Source organism: Runella zeae DSM 19591, assembly GCF_000423565.1.
In the GTDB taxonomy this organism is placed as follows: Bacteria; Bacteroidota; Bacteroidia; order Cytophagales; family Spirosomataceae; genus Runella; species Runella zeae.
The window spans coordinates 303,240-325,753 of sequence record NZ_AUIF01000010.1; the positions used below are offsets into that span (position 1 = coordinate 303,240).

Annotated in this window: 18 protein-coding genes; 10 read left to right on the forward strand and 8 right to left on the reverse strand. The window is 41.7% G+C overall.

The genetic code is table 11. The features are described from left to right. Positions 1–13 precede the first annotated feature (13 nt). From G563_RS0103455 to glmM, 3 genes are all read right to left on the reverse strand, one after another. The gene (locus tag G563_RS0103455) at positions 14–1,393 is read right to left on the reverse strand and encodes a vanadium-dependent haloperoxidase (RefSeq protein WP_051210733.1); all 1,380 of its coding nucleotides are present in this window, start codon (positions 1,391–1,393) and stop codon (positions 14–16) included. Between the two features lie 116 nt (positions 1,394–1,509). Continuing rightward, positions 1,510–2,007: a gamma carbonic anhydrase family protein gene (locus G563_RS0103460; protein WP_028664074.1), complete on the reverse strand. Its 498-nt coding sequence runs from the start codon at positions 2,005–2,007 to the stop codon at positions 1,510–1,512. An 11-nt stretch (positions 2,008–2,018) separates the two neighbouring features. Next, the gene (gene glmM, locus G563_RS0103465) at positions 2,019–3,410 is read right to left on the reverse strand and encodes a phosphoglucosamine mutase (protein WP_028664075.1); all 1,392 of its coding nucleotides are present in this window, start codon (positions 3,408–3,410) and stop codon (positions 2,019–2,021) included. 241 nt (positions 3,411–3,651) lie between these two features. On the opposite strand from glmM, the gene G563_RS0103470 reads away from it, so the two are divergent. Genes G563_RS0103470 through G563_RS0103485 form a run of 4 tightly spaced genes read left to right on the forward strand, consistent with a single transcriptional unit; the run spans position 3,652 to position 8,582 of the window. Beyond that, positions 3,652–4,089, forward strand: coding sequence for a DUF8785 domain-containing protein (locus G563_RS0103470; protein ID WP_028664076.1), 438 nt, complete (start codon positions 3,652–3,654; stop codon positions 4,087–4,089). Positions 4,090–4,128: 39 nt separating this feature from the next. Next, complete coding sequence (locus G563_RS0103475) at positions 4,129–5,733, forward strand: hypothetical protein (protein WP_028664077.1); 1,605 nt, start codon at positions 4,129–4,131, stop codon at positions 5,731–5,733. Continuing rightward, positions 5,730–7,601, forward strand: coding sequence for a CocE/NonD family hydrolase (locus tag G563_RS0103480; protein ID WP_028664078.1), 1,872 nt, complete (start codon positions 5,730–5,732; stop codon positions 7,599–7,601). Before G563_RS0103475 ends, G563_RS0103480 begins: the two co-directional genes overlap by 4 nt. Before the next feature lie 6 nt (positions 7,602–7,607). Then, entirely contained in the window at positions 7,608–8,582 is a 975-nt protein-coding gene (locus tag G563_RS0103485) for an NADPH:quinone oxidoreductase family protein (protein WP_028664079.1), read from the forward strand. Between the two features lie 50 nt (positions 8,583–8,632). Here G563_RS0103485 and G563_RS0103490 read toward each other — a convergent pair whose 3' ends face one another. Further along, on the reverse strand, positions 8,633–10,057 hold the full coding sequence (locus G563_RS0103490; RefSeq protein WP_028664080.1) for a SusD/RagB family nutrient-binding outer membrane lipoprotein: 1,425 nt from the start codon (positions 10,055–10,057) through the stop codon (positions 8,633–8,635). A gap of 50 nt (positions 10,058–10,107) precedes the next feature. Continuing rightward, positions 10,108–13,284 carry a SusC/RagA family TonB-linked outer membrane protein gene (locus tag G563_RS0103495; protein ID WP_028664081.1) on the reverse strand — a complete coding sequence of 1,059 codons (3,177 nt, stop codon included), beginning with the start codon at positions 13,282–13,284 and terminating at the stop codon, positions 10,108–10,110. A 354-nt stretch (positions 13,285–13,638) separates the two neighbouring features. Here G563_RS0103495 and G563_RS0103500 point away from each other — a divergent pair, with 354 nt between their 5' ends. The 6 genes from G563_RS0103500 (at position 13,639) to xrtN (ending at position 19,685) form a co-directional block, all read left to right on the forward strand. Beyond that, positions 13,639–14,280 carry a DUF1361 domain-containing protein gene (locus G563_RS0103500; protein WP_037325832.1) on the forward strand — a complete coding sequence of 214 codons (642 nt, stop codon included), beginning with the start codon at positions 13,639–13,641 and terminating at the stop codon, positions 14,278–14,280. A 21-nt stretch (positions 14,281–14,301) separates the two neighbouring features. Next, positions 14,302–14,682: a diacylglycerol kinase family protein gene (locus tag G563_RS33640; RefSeq protein ID WP_037325833.1), complete on the forward strand. Its 381-nt coding sequence runs from the start codon at positions 14,302–14,304 to the stop codon at positions 14,680–14,682. Positions 14,683–14,690: 8 nt separating this feature from the next. Further along, complete coding sequence (locus G563_RS0103510) at positions 14,691–15,335, forward strand: hypothetical protein (protein ID WP_028664083.1); 645 nt, start codon at positions 14,691–14,693, stop codon at positions 15,333–15,335. A gap of 189 nt (positions 15,336–15,524) precedes the next feature. Then, entirely contained in the window at positions 15,525–15,818 is a 294-nt protein-coding gene (locus tag G563_RS0103515; protein WP_028664084.1) for a winged helix-turn-helix domain-containing protein, read from the forward strand. Positions 15,819–15,871: 53 nt separating this feature from the next. Next, positions 15,872–18,439, forward strand: coding sequence for an XrtN-dependent VIT domain-containing protein (locus tag G563_RS0103520; RefSeq protein ID WP_157585042.1), 2,568 nt, complete (start codon positions 15,872–15,874; stop codon positions 18,437–18,439). Beyond that, a complete protein-coding gene (gene xrtN / locus G563_RS0103525; RefSeq protein ID WP_028664086.1) occupies positions 18,423–19,685 on the forward strand; it encodes an exosortase N in 1,263 nt (420 codons plus the stop codon). Before G563_RS0103520 ends, xrtN begins: the two co-directional genes overlap by 17 nt. A gap of 10 nt (positions 19,686–19,695) precedes the next feature. Here xrtN and G563_RS0103530 read toward each other — a convergent pair whose 3' ends face one another. From G563_RS0103530 to G563_RS0103540, 3 genes are all read right to left on the reverse strand, one after another. After that, positions 19,696–20,529, reverse strand: coding sequence for a porin family protein (locus G563_RS0103530; protein ID WP_084650746.1), 834 nt, complete (start codon positions 20,527–20,529; stop codon positions 19,696–19,698). 122 nt (positions 20,530–20,651) lie between these two features. Further along, positions 20,652–21,839, reverse strand: a complete 1,188-nt coding sequence (locus tag G563_RS0103535; RefSeq protein ID WP_028664088.1) for a carboxypeptidase-like regulatory domain-containing protein — start codon at positions 21,837–21,839, stop codon at positions 20,652–20,654. Beyond that, positions 21,832–22,416: an RNA polymerase sigma factor gene (locus G563_RS0103540; protein ID WP_028664089.1), complete on the reverse strand. Its 585-nt coding sequence runs from the start codon at positions 22,414–22,416 to the stop codon at positions 21,832–21,834. Before G563_RS0103540 ends, G563_RS0103535 begins: the two co-directional genes overlap by 8 nt. Positions 22,417–22,514: the final 98 nt, after the last annotated feature.

Here is a 22,514-nt window from a genome sequence, read left to right on the forward strand (position 1 = left end):
TTTGGCTAAAATATCACTCTGTCCAGCGAAGCGCATTAATATTTTGTCCCATTTTACGGCCTTCTTTCAAACCAGTGTCATTGTCTTGGAAAGTATGAATCCCTCCTAAAAACCGAGAATAGGCTGATTCTTCGGCTGCCGCCCACAACGACTTAAACGAACGTGCCTTGAAATCTACGTTTCGTTTGGTATCACGCACACGACCTACATGCGAATCATCTACAAAAGCAAAATCAGTGCCAAACAAACCTTCCATCGCCACTGCTGAAGCAGAAGACTGCGTAGAATGTCCTGACGAATAGCCTGGAAAAGGCGGTGCAGGCCAGAAAGGAACCCACCGAGGATCTACCGCGCGGCGTATAAAAGTATAGGGACGCTCATTGTTAAAAGCATATTTACATTTCCAGCACAGCACAAAAGCATCGGCTACAGCTATACCCGTCCGGGCAAAAGCTTCAACGGCCTTATCTAGTTTGGCATTGCTAGTTTTGACCGCAATGCGAGCGATATTATAAGAGTGCCCTGGCGGCGTAAAGGTTTCACTTGGGTCGTCTGCCCACCAAACTGAAATTTCTTTTTCGAGCTGAGTAAGACTGATATTTTTCTTATAAACATCATAATATTGCTGAAAATAGGGCGACTCTGGCTTGGTCGAAACTTCCAAAGGCAAAGGCATGGGCAGATTAGAATTAGCAGTAATAAAAGTGCGATTTCGTCCCCAATAAGGTTGCATCGGAATCAACCGGCCGTTTTCGGTAGGCTGCCATGCCCCCGGAGCAATCGGTACTTTAAAATCGGCAGGGAAATTACGATTATACCCTTCATGCCCTCCGTCTGTTTTTGACCATTCAAAAATGGCTTTTGCTACCGATTCGCCAAAAGCCTCCGAGCGAGCTATAATCTCCTTGCTACTTTCAGCTTCAAAAGCTGTCCGGAAAGCCTGAGCCAATGAATCAACCGATTTTTTAGCAGCTTCGCTTGCATTGGGCCATAGGTTTTTGGCCATATACCACTGCCCGGCATTGGCACTTGCAGCCCAGTGGTATTCTTTCCCTGCTTCGGGTATAGGCAGGGCTTTCAAGCCGTTGAGTTGTCCTGCCAACGAACGATGCGCCTTAATACCGGGCACCACTGACTCATACATGGCTACACCAGCATACCCAAAAGCCCTCGATGCCACGGGAGGCGTGAAACCTGGCGTAAGTCGAGTAAGCTTCAAGCTCATCTCTGCCCATTTAAGAGCTACGTCAGCATTATAAGTATCGGCACTTTTAGAAACATTGTCTGGAGTGGTAGGGTCGTTAGAAGTACGACATCCATAGATAAATAAAATCACCAATACGAGGAGTTTCGTTTGGTTTTGGAACGGGAAAAAAAAGTATAGTTTTTTCATACCTTAATGTCGTAAAACAAACTTTTGGGAAGTATCATGAATACAAATAGCCCAGTTCAAAAACAATGCCAATTTGTTTTTGAACTGGGCTATTTGTATCTCTAAGTATTAAATTATCAGTCTATTAGTGGATATTCTCCATTGGCATGTTTACGGCCCATTTCTACGTAATGAGCCGCGCTTTCAAGAAGTTTGTGCGCATGGTGTTCAGGAATCTGTTTTACTATTTTGGCTGGCACACCTAATACCATCGAATAGTCTGGCACTTGCATCCCTTCAGTCACCAGCGCATGAGCTCCAATGATACAAAACTTACCGATCTGCGCATTGTTGAGAATCGTGGCTCTCATTCCTACTAAAGAGCCATTACCTACTACGGCACCGTGAACAATAGCTCCATGCCCTACCGTAACATCATCTCCAATGATAGTGGGAGATCCTAAATCAGCATGCAGAACGGCCGTGTCTTGAATATTGGTGCGGTCACCTATTATTATTTTTTCGACATCTGCCCGTATTACTGCTCCATACCACACCGAACTACTTTCGCCCAACGTAACCTCCCCCATCACTGAGGCAGTGGGTGCAATAAAGACGGCTTTGTGTTTTTTCATTCAAAAACAAGCTAATGAATTACTTCCTTAATATCTGAGATTATTTTTTGGGCCAGATAGTCGGCAGTGGCCGCTGTTTCAGATTCCGAATAAATCCGAATAATGGGTTCGGTATTAGATTTACGAAGATGAACCCATTCTTTATCAAACTCAATCTTCACTCCGTCAATGCTATTGACAGGGTTTTTGGCGTATTTCTGTTTGATTTTCTCTAAAACAAGATCTACATCTATATCAGGAGTAAGCTCTATTTTGTTTTTTGAAATATGATAATTGGGATAGATTCTTCGCAGGATTGAGATAGATTTTCCAAATTTGGCTAAATGACTCAAAAACAAAGCGATTCCCACGAGTGCATCTCTACCATAATGCAAAGCGGGATAAATAATCCCCCCATTGCCTTCACCTCCAATGACCGCATTTTGAGCCTTCATCATTTCGACTACATTGACTTCACCTACCGCCGACGCAAAGTACTGCGCTCCCGCTTTGAGTGTCACATCTCGCAGTGCGCCGGTAGAAGAAAGATTAGAAACGGTATTGCCTAGGGTATGTTTGAGTACATAATCGGCCACTGATACAAGGGTATATTCTTCGCCAAAAGCCGTACCATCTTCGCAAATTAACGCCAAGCGATCTACGTCAGGGTCTACAACAATTCCTAAATCATAATCGCCGCGCTTGAGTTCATGGCTAATTTCAATCAGATTTTCGGGAAGAGGTTCGGGATTATGCGCAAAGTCGCCAGTAGGGTCACAATTGATGAGCTTGATGTTTTCTTTTTTTACGCCCAATGCTTCCAATAACAACGGAATCGCAATTCCTCCCGTAGAATTGACGGCATCAACGGCTATTTTGAAATTTTTGGCCGTAATCGCTTCTTTGTCTACCAAAGGAAGCGCCAAAATCATGTCTATATGCTTTTGGAAATAAGAATGATCAACGACATATTTTCCTAGCTTGCGTACTTCTACAAAATCAAAATCCTCGGCTTCTGCCAACGCCAATACTTCGGCACCATCTTCACCCGAAATAAACTCACCTTGACCATTCAGAAGTTTGAGGGCATTCCATTGGATAGGATTATGGCTCGCTGTAAGAATAATACCTCCTACCGCCCCTTCAAGAGGAACGGCGATTTCGACAGTAGGGGTAGTAGAAAGGCCCAAATCGATCACATTCAGCCCTACACCTTGTAGAGTAGAAACTACCAATTTGCTTACCATATCTCCCGAAAGGCGAGCGTCTCGTCCAACAACAATTGTATGACTCGTGGGATTTTTGCGTTTGAGCCAAGTCCCAAAGGCGGCAGAAAACTTCACTACATCAATGGGTGTTAGCGAATCGCCTGTTTTGCCCCCGATTGTACCACGAATACCAGAAATAGATTTGATTAAGGCCACTTTTAAAATCTGCTTTATGATGGATTAATGACAGGCTCAAAAGTAGTAATTTTTAAAGACAAATAGACGACTGTTGCAAAATCGCCGTACTTTTACGAAGTTCGCTCTACAAAGTAGTAGCTACCCTAGCGATTTATTACTTTTTTCATTTTTGAAAAGCAACATTATTTTTCAAATCAAACTTTCCCATTGTTTTCTCTATATTTCAAATCAAACCATCAATCATCAAACTTTTAAAATCATGCGTAAGTGGGTTTTCTTAACGATTTTTCTGCTCATTGTAGGTGGTATTTTGTACTATGTTTCATTTGGGTCTTTTAGTGATGGTACCCGTGTAGGGTCGTTGGTAAAAATCAGCCGACGCGGTTATATTTTCAAAACTCACGAAGGGCAATTGATGGTAGGAGGTATGTCGGATGGTACTGGTACCTTTAATTCTACCACCTGGGATTTTTCGGTAGATGATGATAATAAAGAAGCACTGGAAGCACTCAACCAATCACAACGAACAGGACAACGGGTGTCTGTCCATTATGAAGAAAAATTTTTCCAACTTCCTTGGAATGGCGATACTAAGTACTTTGTGGTGAGCGTAGAATTGATACCTCAGCAAGTTCAACCTATCATACCCACCCCTCGTCCCCAACCCGTACAACCTGATAGCGATAACTCAATCTAAAATTTTTAGCTCTTTTTTATTGGCTGTGTTTTGAATATTATGCGTATTAATTGGCTCGGTTTCCTTATTATACTTATTGCGGGGGTTATTCTCGTACATAATCTAAGTGCTTGGAAAGATGTTGAATTTGGCGATGAAACTACCTATTTAGGTTCGGGGCTAGCCTTCTCTATCCCTTTCAAAGGGGGGGCACAATGGGGGCCGCTTTATGCAGCATGGTATGCTTTGTGGCATCTGTTCATTCCCAATGCCCTAGATTTATATTATTTTAATTGGGGCTTATTGAGCATTTTGGCGGGGCTTGTGGTCTTTTTATTTTTTCGCTCCCAAGCGCTCCCTTTCTGGGCGAGCCTTTGGTTGGCAATTCTGTTTTTGTATTCTACCCAAAATCTACCTCTCAACCCCAAAATCTCCATCGCTCCCTTTTGCTTGATTGTAGGTACTTTGGCAGCTATTTACTTCAACGCCCAGTTTTGGCCCAAATCTTTCCAGTTTCTTTTGGTTTCGTTGATAGGGCTGGTATGTGCATATATCCGCCCTGAGTTTTATGTGTCATTTCTTTTAGGCCTGATACTAAGCATTTTTTGGATATGGAAAGAAAGAATGCTCGTACACAAAGCATTTTGGGGCATTATAGTTACATTTGGTGTACTTGTTGTTTTGCTGCATGTGTTATTTGAAAATCCTCTTTTTAGTGGAGATAGTAGCCGTAGTGCCGTAGCTTTTCAGCAACATTTCATTGTAAACTACTCAGCTTGGCAGCACCAACCCGAACCAAGTACGATAGAAGCTCAGCTCAAGTTGTTTCATCAAGTACTAGGCGAGGATGTCAATACCTTCACCGATGCGCTTGTGCATCAGCCTTCATGGGCTTTCAAGCATGTATTTACTAATCTCGTTCATACCCTTACCGCCAACCTTCACAATGTGGTTGATACTTTTTATCATACACTTTTTAGGGGTTGGTACTCTCCTTGGCGAACCGTATTGGCGGGCATTTTTGTGATTTTAGGTTTGAGTTTCATCAACTATCGTAATACGTGGCAAAACCTCCAAAAGTCGCCCTTTGACTTATGGGGATTTATCGCCTTGATTGTTCTTATTTTACCCACTCTTATTGCCACTTTGCTTATTTATCCTCGTACACATTATTTAGTTTTCCATTTGATTTTAATTTTATGGCTACTGACCTATCTTCTTAATACTCTTTCGTTTAGAAAAATAGCCCTTTGGCCTGTCAATGCCCAAACCATCTTTTTGACAAGTGCACTGGTATTGTTTTTAGGAATAAAAGTGTGGGAATATCATCAGCCAAAATCCACCCCTTCTGCCGACAATGTACGTTTTGTTACTAAAATCGCCCCTAAAACCCGTCTTCGGGTACTAGAACGCGATTGGTATCGGGTGTTTTTGAAAGAAAGTTCTGACTGGATACATGTGGAAGAATATACCTCCAAAAACTTCTCAAACTTTGTGAAGGAAAAGGATGTCAATTTTATCCTGATGACTCACGATATGCAAGCCTATTTCGAGAAAGACGAAGGCTTTCAAACATTTTTAAAGAATCACTCCGCTGAGGGTTTCACCAAGCTTAAAACCAATTCAGAAGGGGATTATTTACTTATCAAAAAAACAGTTTTATGAAATCTCTTCTCTTCATCTACGGACTTATTTTTTGCTCTTTAAACGCTTTTTCACAGGTAGAATGGGTCAAAGAAAATTATCAAAAAGCCGAATATGACATTCCGATGCGTGATGGCGTTAAGCTTCATACGATTGTGTATTCGCCCAAAGACGCTTCCAAATCTTATCCTTTTTTGATGCAACGCACTTGCTACAGCGTGGCACCTTATGGAGTAGATAAATATGCAGGCAGACTAGGCCCCAACAAATTTTTGATGGAAGACAAATACATTTTTGTGTATCAAGATGTGCGAGGCCGCTACATGAGTGAGGGTACTTGGACCAATATGACGCCCCAAATCCCTAACAAAACTAGCAAAACACAAGTAGACGAATCGTCTGATACCTACGATACGATTGAGTGGCTGTTGAAAAATATCCCTAACAACAACGGAAGAGTAGGTCAATGGGGCATTAGTTACCCTGGTTTTTATACAGTAGCAGGAGCATTAAGTCAACACCCCGCCTTGAAGGCGTCTTCTCCGCAAGCGCCTGTTTCTGATTTCTTTTTTGACGATTTTCACCACAATGGTGCTTTTACGCAAGGTTATTTTATGACATTTCCGGTTTTTGGTATCCAACATCCCAAGCCCACGACCGACAATTGGTGGCTCTCAGGAATGATACAGCCCAAAACCAAGGACGGTTACCAATTTAACCTAGACTTAGGGCCTCTCAAAAATTTTGACAAGTATTATAAAGACAATTTTTTTTGGCAAGAACACAAAGACCATCCAAACTATGATGAATTCTGGCAAAAAAGAAGCATTGTCCCTCATCTCAAAAATGTCAAACATGCTATCATGACTGTGGGTGGGTGGTTTGATGCGGAAGATTTGTATGGCCCACTCACTGTTTACAAAACCCTTGAGCGCAACAATCCCGGCACTTACAATACCCTTGTGATGGGGCCTTTCGGACACGGTCGTTGGTCACAAGAAACAGGGCATACCCTCCACAGCAACGTTTATTTTGGGGATAGTGTCGCTACTTTTTATCAGCGCGAAATAGAAACTACTTTTTTTCATCATTTCTTAAAAGGAGCTGCTGATGGCAAAACGGGCCTGCCGGATGCATACCTATTTGATACTGGCAAAAAAGTATGGGAAAAATTTGAGCAGTGGCCTACCAACAAAAGTGCGAAAAAGACGCTTTATTTTCAGCCTAATAGAAAATTAGCTTTCGAAGCTCCCAAAGCCAATGCTTCTTTTAGCGAATACATCAGCGATCCTCTCAAGCCAGTCCCTTACGTAGAAGACAATACCCAAACCTTGGGATTCACCCCGTTCAATTATATGTCGGACGACCAACGATTTGCGGCCCGACGTACGGATGTACTTGTGTTTGAGACGGAACCTTTGACAGAAGACATGACACTGGGGGGCGAAATAACCGTCAAACTCAAAGCCAGCACTACCGGTAGCGATGCCGATTTTTTTGTAAAGCTTATTGATGTATATCCTGGCGAGGAACCCAATCATGCCTATATGCCTCACAAAAACGTGATTTTGAGCAATTATCATCAAATGGTAAGAAGCGAAATCATGCGGGCGCGTTTTCGTAATTCATTTGAAAAACCCGAACCACTTACCTCCAATAAAGTCACAGACATCCAATTCCGTTTGCAAGATGTACTGCATACTTTCAAAAAAGGGCATCGTATCCAAGTTCAAGTACAAAGCACTGCGTTTCCGCTGTTTGACCGCAATCCGCAGAAGTATGTTCCTAATATATACTTAGCTGATGAAAAGGATTTTATTAAAGCAACTCATCGAGTATATCATCAAGCCAACTCTGCCAGTGGAATCGAAGTTGAAATTTTAAAGTAATCCTCTATGAAAGCGCTTTTGTGTAAGCAATATGGTTCTCCTGAAAGCTTAGTGTTGGATGACGTGCCTACGCCTTCTATCTCCAACAAGCAAGTCTTGATTTCAATAAAAGCCTGTGGCGTCAACTTTCCCGATACTCTGATTATCCAAGGAAAATATCAATTTAAACCAGCGTTTCCTTTTTCGCCAGGCGGAGAGCTTGCAGGAATCGTCAAAGCACTAGGCGAAGAAGTATCTCACTTAAAGATAGGAGATAGTGTATTTGCAATGCCAGGCTGGGGAGGCTTTGCCGAAGAAACAGCAGTAGATGCGAATCGGGTTTTTCGGATGCCTGCGGGCATGGATTATACCGTAGCAGCGTCGTTTATGTACACCTACGGCACCTCGTACCATGCGCTTAAGAATCGTGCACAGCTCCAAGCGGGCGAAACATTGCTCGTATTGGGCGCAGCAGGGGGTGTCGGATTGGCGGCGGTCAATCTCGGCAAAATCATGGGCGCAAAAGTAATAGCTGCTGCTTCAAGTGATGAAAAGCTTGCCCTCTGTAAAGCTTATGGGGCAGATGAATGTATCAACTATCAAACGCAAGATTTGAGAGAAGCCCTTAAAAATCTGCCAGAAAGTAGCGGAGTAGATGTAGTCTATGATCCCGTAGGAGGAGCGTTTACTGAACCGGCCCTTCGATCACTCAACTGGAAAGGCCGCCACTTAGTAGTAGGTTTTGCGGCCGGCCCAATCCCTTCTATTGCTCTCAATTTAGCCTTGCTAAAAGGTTGCTCTATTATGGGTGTTTTTTGGGGAGCGTTTGTAGAAAAAGAACCCAAAGCCAACTTTCAAAATATTCAAGAATTATTTGATTTTTATCAGAGAGGAATTCTAAAACCTCATATCCAAAAAACCTACGCCTTGTCGGAAGCATCTCAAGCTTTGTATGATTTGACCCAAAGACGAGCAATGGGCAAACTAGTAATAGTACCATAGAAAAAGGGAGCCTCTCGGCTCCCTTTTTCTATGGTACTAATTTTAAAAATTTATTTATCCCACCATACACGAGTATATTGGTCATCTTTACCTTGCCTGGTTACTACTGCATTGTAGTTGGTTTTATTAAGGTTTGACTCCGTAGCAGGATAGGCCATTCTACGCGGAATATCTTTTCCTCCATTTAATGGGTTAGCCGCTGGAGTTAATACTGGAAAGCCAGTACGACGCCATTCTGCCCACGCTTCACTTCCTTGATAAAACAATGCAATCCAACGCTGTACGCTGATTTGCTCAATTGCCTTAGCAGAAGTAAAAGCTACGTCAGGCTGTGCAATGTAAGCCTTATAATCTGCTTCATTGTACACGCCCCATTGTTCTAAAGAAGCCTTAATGGCTGCTTCATACAAGTCTTTGGCGTTTCCAGAAGTCCACCCTAAAGCTGCCGCTTCGGCCTGAGCCAACAACACTTGCGCATACGTAATTACGTTGACAGAGGAGTTTTGTTGACGCATAGAAGGCGCCGCTAAAGATACATCTTGCGCTTTCCAAGTCACTGGAAACACCCCATAAGGCACACCGCGATATTCGCCGTTAATGTTTTTCTCGGCCATTGCTGGTAGGCGAGGGTCTTTCAGCTTTACTAAGGTATTCACAAAAGTACTACTCACCGCATAATCCTTACGATTGGTGGTGATGTAATTATTGTAAAGTGGATGTTCATTATTTGCTTCCGACAAATACGTATATTTTATGTTATCAGCATTGGCAGCAATAACCCCATCTGCCAAGGCTGCGGCAAATTCCGTTTTACCTTTTGCAGGGTCTACTTTTGACAAGCGAAGAGCAGCAATAAGACGTAAAGAGTTAGCAAACTTTTTCCACTTGGTTACATTTCCACTCAACAGGATATCTCCCACTACAGTTTTACCAGCATCAAATTGCGATTGTGCTTCTTTTAGTTCCTTAAACAAATCATTGTAAATAGCTTGCTGTGTATCAAAAGCAGGACTAAAATTATCAACTCCTTTCAATGCCTCAGAGTAAGGAATATCGCCCCAGCGGTCAGTGATGTACTGTAAAAAGTAAGCTTTCAAAATACGAGCCGTTGCAATTTGGTTGGCGTTAGAGCCATTGGCAGCTGCAGTACTTTTGGTAGCTTCATCGGTATTGAGTTTGATGATATACTGCAAGTTGCTTAGGGGTCCTGTGTACAATGCATTATAATCTACCTGTACAGTTTTATAACGTGACTCTTCAATGTAAGTGACATCGCCAAACTGCTGTGCATACAAGGCAGGCATAATATTTGTACTGGTGCTTCCTACATTTCGTAAAACACCCGTCAACAAACTAGCCGTATTTGGATTGGCGGGACTATTGGGACTCACATTCATGTCCCCAAAATCACTACATGAAGTCACCGAGAATAGCAACCCCACCCCAAGAATTGATTTTAAAATTGTATTTTTCATAAAATGTTTCTTTTTGAAAATTGTACTGAAGTTCAAACTACTCCGGGGTATTACAAGCCCAAACGGAGATTGATACCAAATGAACGTACAGGAGGCAACTGACCACCTTCAGTCCAGTAGCTCTCTGCTTCTGAAATATCAATACCACCACCTACAGCACTGTAAATCAATAGAGGGTTACGCGCAATCAGCGACACATTAGCAGACTTAATCACTTTTCCCAAAATAGCTTTAGGGAAGTTGTAACCAATTGATACTTCACGCAACTTCACGAATGTTTGATCAAAAATCCAATAGTCATGTAATGCAAACAAACGGTCTTCGTACAGTGTTTGCGTCTCTGCACGAACAGTATTAGGCGTTTTTCCGTCAGGCCCTACTCCATCAATCAAAATACCACCTCCTTCAGACGCAGGATCGCGCTTTGGTTTACCCAATTCGTTAAGTCCAGCCGTTTCGGCAGCCAAGCCGGCATACGCATTAAACATTTTGGTAACAGAGAAGAATTTACCACCTACAATAAAGTCAGTATTGACTCTCATGTTCCAGTTTCCGTACGTAAAGTTATTTAAGAAACCACCCTTAAATTTCGGCAACACAGATCCCAGAGGTTGATTCAAATCAAATTGATAAAGCCCTTTTGCATCCAAAATAGGCTGACCTGCTTCGTTACGGCGTATTTTACTTCCGGAGAACAATCCCCATTCTTCGCCTTCACGCGCGTTGATCGTAAGACCTCTCCATGTAGAGCCTAGTTGGTAATTCGTCAAACCAGGAGCCAACTCTATTACTTTTGAAGTACTACGATCAAAGTTCAAATCAGTTTCCCACTGGAATTTAGTTCCTTTTACTGGAACGGCATTGATATGCACCTCCCAACCTTTAGTACGAATCAAACCTGCGTTGATAATGGCATTGCTATAACCGCTCGTAGGGGCTACTGCCAAAGGAATGATCTGATCTTTGTTGTTGTTTTGATACATAGTAAACTCTAAACCAACACGATTACGGAAAAACTTCAAGTCAATACCTCCTTCATACGAAGAAGACAAGCCTGGTTTCAAGTTTTCGTTAGGCAACGTAGTTGGTAGATACATGGTAGGATTTGAACCAAAAGGGTTTCCAGTACCATAGGTCAACATAGTGTTGTAAGGTCCAATATCTGTACCCACTTGTGCATAACCTCCACGAATCTTACCATAGGACAAGAAACCGCTATGAGGCAACAAATCCGAGAAAACAATACTTCCAGAGAGTGAGGGGTATAAATACGAGTTATTGTTTTTAGGTAATGTAGATGACCAGTCGTTACGCAACGAACCTTCTAAGAAGAAAATGTTATTGTATCCTAAGCTCACATTTCCGTACAAGCTGTTGATACGACGTTCTCCTTTTACATTAGATACGCTTGGGCGATCTTTAGAAGCTGCAATGTTATAGAAACCTGGCGTAGTAAGTCCACCCACGGTTGCTTGAATAAAATATTCAGAAAGGTTATAACGAATATTACCACCCGCATTGGCAACTACCGAAAGTTTTCCATAATTTTTGTTAAAGCTTAAAAGAGCCTCATAGTTATTTTCGCGAGAATTAAGTACTAAGTTTGAGTATCCACCTTTACCCCCTTCGTTCAAAGTACCTGCCGCAATACGTCCCTCTTGGAAGTATTGACGTTGGTCGCGACGAGCCACTAAAGCTAGTTTTAAGTAATCTGTAAATTTGTAGTTAAGACCAAAATCACCAAAAATACGAGTATCACGACGGCTATTGGTATTTTCATACACTTGAGTATAAGGGCTATCCCAATATTTAGGCTTAGCGTCTAATGGTCCACCGATATTCCAACTCCGAAAAGTTCCGTCAGCATTCTTATAGTTTTTCAAATCTTCAATGCTCAATTGGCGTTGGAACCATTGATTAAATGAACCGATTGTCTGGTTAAATCCATTCAAAATAGCGCCTCCCAATCCTGTTGAGTTACTACCCCCACTTGACCCATAGTTATCGGCAGGGATGTTTACCCCTCTAGTAGCAGAATAATTGATGTTCAAATCAGCCGTTAGCCCTTTAAATACATTTAGCGAGTTTTTAGCACTCACAAAGTCACGTGTTTGACTACTATTAGGGACAATACCGTTATTAATAATGTGGGTATAAGAGATGCGCGTTTGGTAATTGTCACCTCCTTTTGAAAAGGAAATGTTAGAGTTATGACTTATTGGCTTTTCGAAGAAATCCCGAACATTGTTAGGATTAGCTACAAAAGGAGTGAGTTGTCCAAACTCAGGACCAGACTGCCACGACCACGCCGAACGGTGCAGAGAACCGTCTATTTTGGGTCCCCAGCTTTCATCAGCTGAATAATCTAGCATCTTATGCCCGTCAAATGACGACCAAGAAGCAGGGTGAATGGCAGGGTTAAACTTAAAAATTTCCCAATCTTGCGAATATCCACCACCATACTCATTTTGATACTTAGGAAGAAGACCTACCATATCCAATGTAGTACTGTGATTGATATCTAAGCGAGATTCACCAGATTTGGCGCGCTTTGTGGTAATCAAAATCACTCCGCCCGCAGCACGGTTTCCATATAGAGCCGTTGCCGCAGGTCCTTTCAATACCGAAAGGTTTTCTACATCGTCCATGTTTACAGCGTTGATGTCGGTAGGAGTTCCATCAACAATGTAAAGAGGGCTACCACCTGTGAGGGTATTGACCCCGCGCACTCGAATATCAGGCGTACCAAACTTAGCCCCCGACTGCCCAAGTACTTGTACCCCAGCGATTTTACCAGCAAGGGCGTTTGCTACGTTTGCATCACGAGCAGCGGTCAGTTTATCAGCCTTGATTTCTTGGACGGAGGTGTTGATTGCTCGTTTGTCACGAGAAATACCCAAGGCAGTTACCACCACCTCTTGAAGCTGCGAAACATCAGGAATAAGCTTAATGTCAATCACACTCTGACTACCTACCGTCACTTCTTGATTGGCAAAACCAATAAAGCTAAATACCAATTGAGCACCGTTTGGAACTGATACTTTGTAGCTTCCGTCTGCGTCGGTAGTAGCTCCGCGGGTCGTACCGCGTACCGTCACACTTACACCTGGCAACACCGAACCATCGTCGGCGGTTACTTTACCCGTAATGGTGCGATCTTGGGCAAACATCGATAAGCTGCACAATAGCATAGCTACTGCAGCTAGCAGTGTAAACCTGTTTTTCATCCTTTAAAATTTAGTTTAGATTAAGATAACTGTGCCAAAAATAACAAATAAATTAATTGTCAAAACAAAAGTTACATTAAAATTATGCTGCTTGCATAACAATATGCCAAATTATGTTTCTACTTAGCTTAAGAAGCAATAAAACTTTATCCTCCTTAAAACGGCAATTTTGAAGGTTAAAAATGGATTAAAAATGACCTTAATCAGCTCAAAGTAAGATTTTGTTGGCTTTTGGACTTCTTTTCTCTTATAGGTCTTGACATATACTTAGGCCCCAACTAAAATTTCTCTTCATTTAATTAGATAGTGAGTTTATTTTTTTATTACTTTGCAAAACAAAGTTCTTTCCGTAAAATGCAAAACAAATTACTACAATTGGCACTGATTTCGGGGGTTGGCGTAGCTATGCTTACCGGGAGAATCCTTATTACGGATTCTTTAGGGCACTTTGGTTTATTTTGGAATTTGTTTTTAGCATGGATTCCTTTGCTAGTGGCTTATTTGACGCGAGTACTTTGGCAACAAAAAATAATTTCTCGTGTAGGGATTGGCATGGGAGTGATGTTGTGGTTATTGTTTTTCCCCAATGCACCCTATCTTATTACCGACCTTATTCACCTCAAAGAAGTGCCTGATTATTTGCTATGGTATGATTCGCTACTAAGTTTCTCTTTTGCATTAGCAGGGCTTCTTGCGGGCTTATACTCTGCCCTGCTTATTCATCGTCTTATCGATCAAGTAAGCAATCGAATTTGGGCGTGGACGATAATGGTAGGCAGCCTCATTGTATCAAGTTATGGCGTTTATTTAGGGCGTTTTGGGCGTTGGAATAGTTGGGATATTATTACAAACCCTTTTTCACTGGTAAGGTATACCGCAAGTAGTTTACAAAATCCTGTTGCGATCAAATTAACTGTAGCATTTTCGTTTGCTATGCTAATTATATACTCTGCTTTTTGGTTGTACACCTACAAACCTAAGGAAGTTAAAAATTAGCCGTTATTTTTTGTAAAACCAATGGTCAATTTACGCAAAATGTTTCGAAGCTTCGGCTTCGCTATAGAAGGGACCAAAGCTCTATTTCAATATGAAAACAACGCTCGCTTTCATCTCATAGCCGCTATAGTGGTGGTTTGGGCGGGTGTATGGTTTCGGATTAATAATATAGAATGGGCATGTGTGGCGTTTGCTATTGGAGGAGTATGCTCTGCTGAAGCTTTTAATACTTCGCTAGAAAAATTGTGCGATATGGTGTCTCCTGAGATACATCCACAAATTAAGGCAATCAAAGACCTTGCCGCTGCGGGAGTTTTAATCATGACTTTAGCCGCTGTGGTAGTCGGAATAGCTGTTTTTGGGCCTAAAATTTATCTAACCGTCAATTCGCTCAATCATTAAATCAAAGCATGAACTCTTCAAACCAACCTCTAGAAACCCTTAACGAAATCCGGGATTTGATGCAGCGTTCCTCTAAGTTCCTTTCTTTAAGTGGACTATCGGGGATTTCGGCCGGAATAGTGGCTCTTATTGGGGCGACTGTTGCGTATCTACGCCTCAAAACCGATACCCTTTATGACGAACAAAGCGCTCAGTTAGCGGGTTTCACACGTCGCCAAATGATGGAGTTTGTGCTATTGGATGGTGCCATCGTCTTGATTTTAGCTATAGGATTTGGTATATTTTTTACGGTACGTAAAGCAAAAAAAGCAGGACAACCCATATGGAACAGTACCTCTAAACGCGTCGTTATTAGTTTACTGATTCCCCTCGTAACAGGCGGAATTTTCTGTTTGGCGATGTTTTATCGGGGTATTTTATGGGTAAGTTTTCCAGCTACGTTGATTTTTTATGGACTTGCTTTACTCAATGCTAGTAAATATACCGTACGCGATTTAGAATATTTAGGAATATCAGAAGTAGTTTTGGGGCTCTTTTCACTATTCCTAACAGGATATAACTTATTGATATGGGCTTTTGGGTTTGGCGTATTGCATATTATATACGGAGCAGTGATGTATTTTAAATACGATCGCTCTTCTTCTCATCCATAAGCTTACATTTGCTAGTACAAAAAGTGTAAAAGTTTTAACCTCAATTTTTTATTTTTTGTATAGTTTTCATGTTCGTTCCCAAAAACCCTACATTGGACTATACATATCTAAAATTTTATTTTTAATCTTTTATTTATATAATCAACTTGCAGTCTACAACTGCTCATAAAGAAAGACTAATTTAAACGAATGCTCGAACATTTCAACAAAGCCTTTGAAAGTAAAGCGCGACTTGGTATTATGTCAGTTTTGATGGTCAATGAGTCGTTGAGTTTCAATTCTCTTAAAGAACTTCTCAACCTAACCGATGGCAATCTTGCTACTCATTTGCGTGCTCTCGAAGAACAAGGCTATTTGATTGTCCAGAAGCAATTTATAGGACGTAAGCCAAACACTACCTATGGCGCTACACCTGAAGGCAAACAGGCATTCACCAATCACCTCAATGCCTTAGAAGCATTTATCCGTACAGGGCAATATTGATTGCCTTTTATTTTTTGGTATTTAACTTTGAAAAACAAAGTACTTTTAAAAAAATGAAACTCTTTTCGAATTCTTTTAGCCTTGAAGAAAAGCCCTCATTGCTTCAATGCTTGCAAAAATGGTGGTCTTTGGTAGGGCCTAATTATCTCCTAGGACTCGCTTGCCTATGCGTCAGTACAGGATGGTTTTTGATAGTAGATAGCTGGAAAACTAACAAAGAAGGGTACTTTTCAGCGTTTTTCCTTAATTATGCCATTGCCATTTCTTACAGCTTTTACCTCTTCAGCGTTAAAGACATGAAGGTCTTTTGGAAGCGACAACCTTCTCATTCAATCCCCCATCGCCTTCTGAATTGGTGGCTTTGGATCATAAGCTGCTTTGCACTTAATCGTTATTTGCCTGCTTTTCAGCAAGCAACAACTTGGCTAGAAATAGTTTTAGTGGCTTCGGCGGCTCTTTCTATTGTTTATAGTACTTTACCTTTGCTACCCAATCGTCTCAAATGGGCATTTTATGTAGGTTGGGGTAGTTCGTTTTTCCTGTGGTTATACTTTGCGGTGTATTTATTACCAACATACCCTCTTAGTACCTTAGGAATTCTTTTTTTAGGCTTGGGCTTCCACTCTTTTGTCCCTTTGTTTTTACTGGCTTCCCATCTCAAAATCATCTACCAAGGTTTTCTCAGCTACCGGCCTCAGCCTATTGTATGGGGACTTATGGCTCCGATTTTTTGCATAGGGCTAATGATTTTTCAATGGAGTTTGACGACCTATCGTCTCAACAATCTCTACACCACTACTGAATTAAACACCTCGGATGAACTCCCTAATTGGACAAAATTGGCGCAGCAAATCGATAAGAGCTGGATCACTGAGCGCATCCTCAAAAGTGGCCTAGTGTATCATACTCCTACCAACAATTTTGACTTTACACCTTCTTCCAATCGATTTGAAGGCATTCGCTATCATGACCCTATCGTAGTATTGGGAGCATGGTGGACGTCGTTAGAAGTTTCTTCAAACGAACGAATTAAGATTTTGGAAACGCTTTACGATGCGCGGCATGATGCTCAAGAGCGAATCTGGACCGGTTCTGACCTCCAAACTAATCAAGTGATCACGAATACACGAATCTATCCTTCATATCGGCTGGCTTATACCGAAAAAACCCTGTCTATCCAGAATGTATCGCCTAACTCTTGGCAACAAGAAGAAGCTATTTATACTTTTTATTTACCAGAAGGCTCTGTGGTGAGTGCCTTATCTTTGTGGATTGGCGAACGTGAAGAGAAAGGCTATCTTACCACCACCACTAAGGCAGATTCGGCTTATAAAACTGTCGTTGGAGTGGAGCGTCGCGACCCCTCGGTGGTGCATTGGCAGGAAGGAAATACGGTCAAAGTAAGGGTTTTTCCATGTACTCCTCGTGAAAATAGACGCTTTAAGATTGGGATTACGTCTCCTCTAAAAATAGAAGGAAACAATTTGGTATACCATAATATCCATTTCAAAGGCCCGTCTACGCTCCATACTACCGAAACCATAAGGGTAGAATTAACCGAAAAAGTAGAAGGATGGCAGGGCCTTTGGCCCTTAAATCAGCATCTTATGGTATCGTACCAAGGCAATTATACCCCTGCTTGGGTCTTGAAATTTATTGCTCCCTCGCTTTCACCCAACAAGTTTATTTTCCAACAAAAAGCCTATCAATTAGCGCCTTATCGTCCTAGTCTAGCTCTTTTTTTACCAAACAATATTTATCTAGACATTAATGAAGCATGGCAACAATCAGACTTTGAAAAGATATGTCAGCTTTTCAATTATAAAAACCTGTGGGTGTATGACAACGAAATGATAAGCATTAGCCCGCAAAACGCCGGAGAGGTTTTTAAGAGGCTATCCCAGTACCGCTTCAGTCTATTTCCTATTTACCGAATCACTAATCCCACCCAATCGTTGCTAATTACTGCGGGCACACCCAATGCTCCGACTTTACAAGATATAAAGGGAAGTGTATTTGCCCAAAATCTTACTAAAAAAGCAGCTCATTTGCCCTCAATCCCGACGGTTTGTTTGAACAATATTCTCTCGCCTTACGTAAAGACATTACATGAATTGCGCTTATTAACAGTCGTACATTCTTCAACAAACAAGCTAGAGGTTTTGATAAAAAAACGTCAATTTAGGATACCAAAAACATCCGAAACTCCATTGGTGGCACTGGTCGAATCGGCGCAGATGATTATTAAAGAAGAACCGTATCTAGCCCACAGCAGCGCTTCTAAAACACTGCAAGCACCCGACCATTTACTGCGCTTATACGCTTATAATCATCTTTTACAGCAGATTGGAGGCAAATATTTCCAAAAAGAAAATTTAGCAGATACCTTGATTGCGGAAGCTGCACAGGCTCATATCGTATCTCCTATTTCAAGCTTGGTGGTGTTAGAAACGCAAGCCGATTATGCGCGATTTGACCTTAAAAAATCAATTAACAGCCTCGATAACGCCGCCCTCAAAAAATCGGGGGCTATACCAGAGCCTCATGAGTGGGCTCTGGTGATTTTGTTGATTTGTCTGATTGTTTATGCTTGGATTCGACCCAATGGCAATCTTTTCTGAGCCTCTTACTTTCGCGGCGGGAGGAGTGGTATTAGTGGCAAGTCTCACTCGTCAGCGTCGTCCGATTAGTTGGCGACTTACAGGCTTTGTGGTATTGGTATCGGTATGGGCATGGCTAGTGCCTATGCAAACCATTAAGTTTCTGTTGGTATTTCTAACCTTGCTTTGGATAGTCGAAAGTAGTATATCGCGCCAAAGGCTATGGCTTTGGGCAGTAATTGGCATCGTAATATCCCCTCTGTTTAGATACTTGTCTGAGGTTTTTAGTTTTCCGATTCGACTTCAAATCAGCTATTGGGCTGGGTATCTTCTTAAGCTAATAGGCTACCAAGTCAAAATATCTGGCAACCTGCTCACTCTAGACGGGCATGACTTCAGCGTCGATGCGGCTTGTATAGGTTTGCATTTATTGGGGTTTTCTTATTTGGCAGGGGTATTTTTGATAAGCCAAGCCTCAAAAAAGCACAACTACAGACTTCCCTGGGGGGCGATATTAGCGCTATTAATGCTCATATTAGGGCTTAATATTGCGGCCAATTTGGTTCGTATTATTGTGCTAGTTTTGGGAGGTTGGCCTCCTGAGCACCCATTGCACGAACTGGCAGGTCTGGTGTGCGTTTTAGTATATGTTTGGCTTCCGTTGGCACTCATTATTAAGGGCTTCTATCATTTACACCCTTCCCCCTCAACCTCCCTTTCTTCTACAATTTCTTGGGGAAAAATCAGTATTTCTTGGAAAAAAGGGTTGGTATATATCGGCAGTTTGTCGTGGGTCATCTACCTTTTGTGGAAACCTTATTCAGCCTCTTCCGTTTTTTATCCTACTTTTTCGGCTCCTGTAGGATACACCCACACCCCACTTCAGCATGGTATCACGCAGCTACGCAACTCCACATCACTGATATACCTCAAATCTATTCCTAGTTTTTATAGTGTAGAGCATAGCCCTTATATATGTTGGCGCGGTAGTGGGTATAAAATTATAATGATCAAAGAAACAAACATTGCAGGTATCCGCTGCTATGAGGCAAAAATGACGAAGGGCCAAAACGTACTTTATAGCGCATGGTGGTTTTCGGACGGCGATACCCACACAAGTAGCCAATTAGATTTTCGATGGCGCATGTTGAGTGGTGGGCGAGCGTTTTATTTAATCAATGTGACCGTAAGCAATCCACGACACCTCCCTAGTACAATAAAACAAATGCTTGATACCCAACAGCATCAAGCATTTGTAAAAAGATAATGAGATAAATTTATTTTCCTCCTAAAGGGAATAAAAGTCCTACTGATCCTTGAATATTTCTAAAATACGACTTGTCTACGCCAGGGATACTTTTTGAATTGTTGCCCAAACCATAAAAATACCGCCCTTCAATAAGTAACTTAGCGGCACCCAAGCCAAATGACACACCTAAGCCACCTACAGCACCGTATTCGATACGGCCTCCCTCATTGTTGGCAAAGTCTATTTTTTCGTTGATTGTGTTTGCGCCAATCTTAATTTTGGCATTGGCATTCAACGCATAGCTTCCATATCCCCCTGCATTGACAAACACTTTTAGGTTTTCGGGGCCAAAACCAACTTTCAAAAGCACTGGGACGGTAATTGTGTTGAAAGTAGTAGTACCAGAAGCCGAGACTCCTAAATTATTGGTTTCAGACTTAAAGCCGACTTGTGAGTACAATACCTCTGGCTGAACAGAAAAAGTTTCTGTTCCTAAATTAAAAATAAGCCCTCCGTGGTATCCAATGATGGATTTGGGATTTATACCTGCTACATCACTTATGGTAGAGTAATTGGCCCCTCCTCTCACTCCTACACTAAACTTAAATCCTCCACTTTCACCACTACTCGACGCCTTGGGTTTTTGAGCTACTTCTTTTTGGGGAGCTGATTTAGAAATGGGCTTTTGCGGCGTTTCGGTTTTTGATTTAGCAGGTTGTGTTGTTGTCTTTTTAGGTGTATTACCATGAAGCTTATCATACTGCTCCTGCATACTTTGGGTAGGTTGAGGCGTATTTTGCGCCTGACTTACACTCACTAAACACACAGTAACAAGGGCTGTTAGAGAAAAGAATTTATTCATAATTATTGACAAGTTTTAGAGTAGCTTTTGTAAAGAACGAGATTTTGAATACAAAATTCGATTCTTTACTAAGATTTTTTTACCGCAATAATACGGGTTACTACTAGGTGTTTCTACTTGTTTTAGTCAAAATCAATTTCTATTTGCGTCTTATATGCAAATGCCGCAGTAGATTTCCATGGCCCACCTGCTTCCAAAATCCGCACTGCCTCCTCAAAAAGCCTTGTATCAGCTTGATTACGGTTTTCAAATCGACTCAGTTTACCATCCTTTTCAACCACAAAACCTACCAGTACTTTTCCTCCTTTGAGGTGGGGGTTTTGTTGGATAAATGTCTCCGTTGCTTTTTTCAAATCAGCCTTATATTCTTTCCAAGGTTTTGGCGGGATAGGTTCTTGCGAACGCTGCATCGCTTGCGCTCTAGCAGCTGGCAGAGAGCGTTTTGCCAACGAATTGGATTTAGACAATGCAACAGTGACCTCTTCCGTATCTCCTACCACATATTGTTGAGGTTCAAATCCTGGAAAAGCAACTTCTATCTTTTGATTTTTATGAACATTTGACAAGATAAATTCTCCTTGATTATTACTTTTTACGGACGTATCCGCCACTCCCAGAGTAATGATTGCGCCTGCTATTTTTTGTTGGGTCTCTGCATCTATGATATTTCCTTTTAGAGTAAATGATACCGACTCTTCCGCCAACAAACGACTCTGAGCAGGCGCTGCTGCCGAAGGTATAGGAGGCGCTGCCTGTGGAAGTGCCACGGGGTCGTCTGGCTCACTACTAAGCGACTGATGTGCGTCCGCAATTCTTTCCTTTTTTGACGAGATTTTAGGTAAGCGAGGTGGTATTGGTGCAGATTTAGAAGGCGCAGGAGGCGGCACAGCCGCCAATTCTTCTTCGGACTTAGAAGTTTGGGGAAGAGGCTGTGCTTTGGATTCAGGCGGAGCTGCTACTATTTTTTCATAATTTATAGCATTCTCTGATTCATTGAGCCGTAAAGTCCACCACCATCCTAACCCTATTGCTACTACTACTGCTGCCGCCGAAACATAATAAAAGGGTACTATTTTGGAGCTACGTTTTTGGGTTCGCTGTTTGACGGCCTTTTTTAGTTCATTTACTACTGCTTCACTATCAATATTAGCTTTTTTAAGAAGCAAAAATCCCTCAAGCGTATCGTCTACCTGTTGATTTTGTAAGGCAGCTTTTTCAATCTCATGTTCCTCTTCAAACGACATCTTTCCAGCCACATATTTTTGTAACTGCTCCACAGACGGTTGTATTTGTTTTTTTTGCCTAGCCATGTTGTTTGCCCTCCATACACAGTTTTAGGTTTCTTTTTCCGTTTTGGAGATAGCTCTTAACTTTTTGGATTGCATAACCTGTCTGTTCGGCAATCTGCTGATAGCAAAGCTTTTGATAATAAAAAAGCTCTACACTTCGACGTTGTTCGAGCGCAAGATTTTCCAAGCAATCGCCTAAATCATTCCATCGACTTTCTACTTCCCAAGCCTCATTTATGGTAGTATCGGCCACAAAACTTTCATAAGATTCGTTTTCAAAAATATTTTCATCACCGACTATCAGGCGTTTGTTACGGAGCTGCATCAAGCAATAATTCCGAGTAAGGGTATGAAGCCAAGCCTTAAAATTGTGTACTTCATGGGTTTTTAAGTCTTCTATCAACTGTTCAAATATTTGCATCACCGCATCTTTGGCATCCTCTTCATCTCTCAAATATTTGAAACTCACCGCAAACACCATATCAATATGCCGTTCATAGAGTTCACCCAGCCCCGCTACCTCACCCGTGCGGCGATAATCTGACACAAAATCAGCATCAGTTTGGGCTTCTTTACGACGAAATAATTTCAGAAACAACCTTTGTAAATGATTAGTCTTTAGCTTTTGAATAATAGATGCTAACAAGGCAAGATTTCCATAAATTTATTTTATTTTTTCTAAAAATCCACCTCTCA

What these genes read in the sequence shown, in the direction of transcription:
- G563_RS0103470 (WP_028664076.1), top strand. Translation starts at nt 3,652, where the DNA reads ATGCGTAAGTGGGTTTTCTTAACGATTTTTCTGCTCATTGTAGGTGGT.
- xrtN (WP_028664086.1), top strand. Translation starts at nt 18,423, where the DNA reads ATGGCAATCTTTTCTGAGCCTCTTACTTTCGCGGCGGGAGGAGTGGTA.
- G563_RS0103485 (WP_028664079.1), top strand. Translation starts at nt 7,608, where the DNA reads ATGAAAGCGCTTTTGTGTAAGCAATATGGTTCTCCTGAAAGCTTAGTG.
- G563_RS0103520 (WP_157585042.1), top strand. Translation starts at nt 15,872, where the DNA reads ATGAAACTCTTTTCGAATTCTTTTAGCCTTGAAGAAAAGCCCTCATTG.
- G563_RS33640 (WP_037325833.1), top strand. Translation starts at nt 14,302, where the DNA reads ATGGTCAATTTACGCAAAATGTTTCGAAGCTTCGGCTTCGCTATAGAA.
- G563_RS0103455 (WP_051210733.1), bottom strand. Translation starts at nt 1,393, where the DNA reads ATGAAAAAACTATACTTTTTTTTCCCGTTCCAAAACCAAACGAAACTC.
- G563_RS0103495 (WP_028664081.1), bottom strand. Translation starts at nt 13,284, where the DNA reads ATGAAAAACAGGTTTACACTGCTAGCTGCAGTAGCTATGCTATTGTGC.
- G563_RS0103460 (WP_028664074.1), bottom strand. Translation starts at nt 2,007, where the DNA reads ATGAAAAAACACAAAGCCGTCTTTATTGCACCCACTGCCTCAGTGATG.
- G563_RS0103480 (WP_028664078.1), top strand. Translation starts at nt 5,730, where the DNA reads ATGAAATCTCTTCTCTTCATCTACGGACTTATTTTTTGCTCTTTAAAC.
- G563_RS0103530 (WP_084650746.1), bottom strand. Translation starts at nt 20,529, where the DNA reads ATGAATAAATTCTTTTCTCTAACAGCCCTTGTTACTGTGTGTTTAGTG.
- G563_RS0103515 (WP_028664084.1), top strand. Translation starts at nt 15,525, where the DNA reads ATGCTCGAACATTTCAACAAAGCCTTTGAAAGTAAAGCGCGACTTGGT.
- G563_RS0103475 (WP_028664077.1), top strand. Translation starts at nt 4,129, where the DNA reads ATGCGTATTAATTGGCTCGGTTTCCTTATTATACTTATTGCGGGGGTT.
- G563_RS0103535 (WP_028664088.1), bottom strand. Translation starts at nt 21,839, where the DNA reads ATGGCTAGGCAAAAAAAACAAATACAACCGTCTGTGGAGCAGTTACAA.
- G563_RS0103500 (WP_037325832.1), top strand. Translation starts at nt 13,639, where the DNA reads ATGCAAAACAAATTACTACAATTGGCACTGATTTCGGGGGTTGGCGTA.
- G563_RS0103490 (WP_028664080.1), bottom strand. Translation starts at nt 10,057, where the DNA reads ATGAAAAATACAATTTTAAAATCAATTCTTGGGGTGGGGTTGCTATTC.
- G563_RS0103510 (WP_028664083.1), top strand. Translation starts at nt 14,691, where the DNA reads ATGAACTCTTCAAACCAACCTCTAGAAACCCTTAACGAAATCCGGGAT.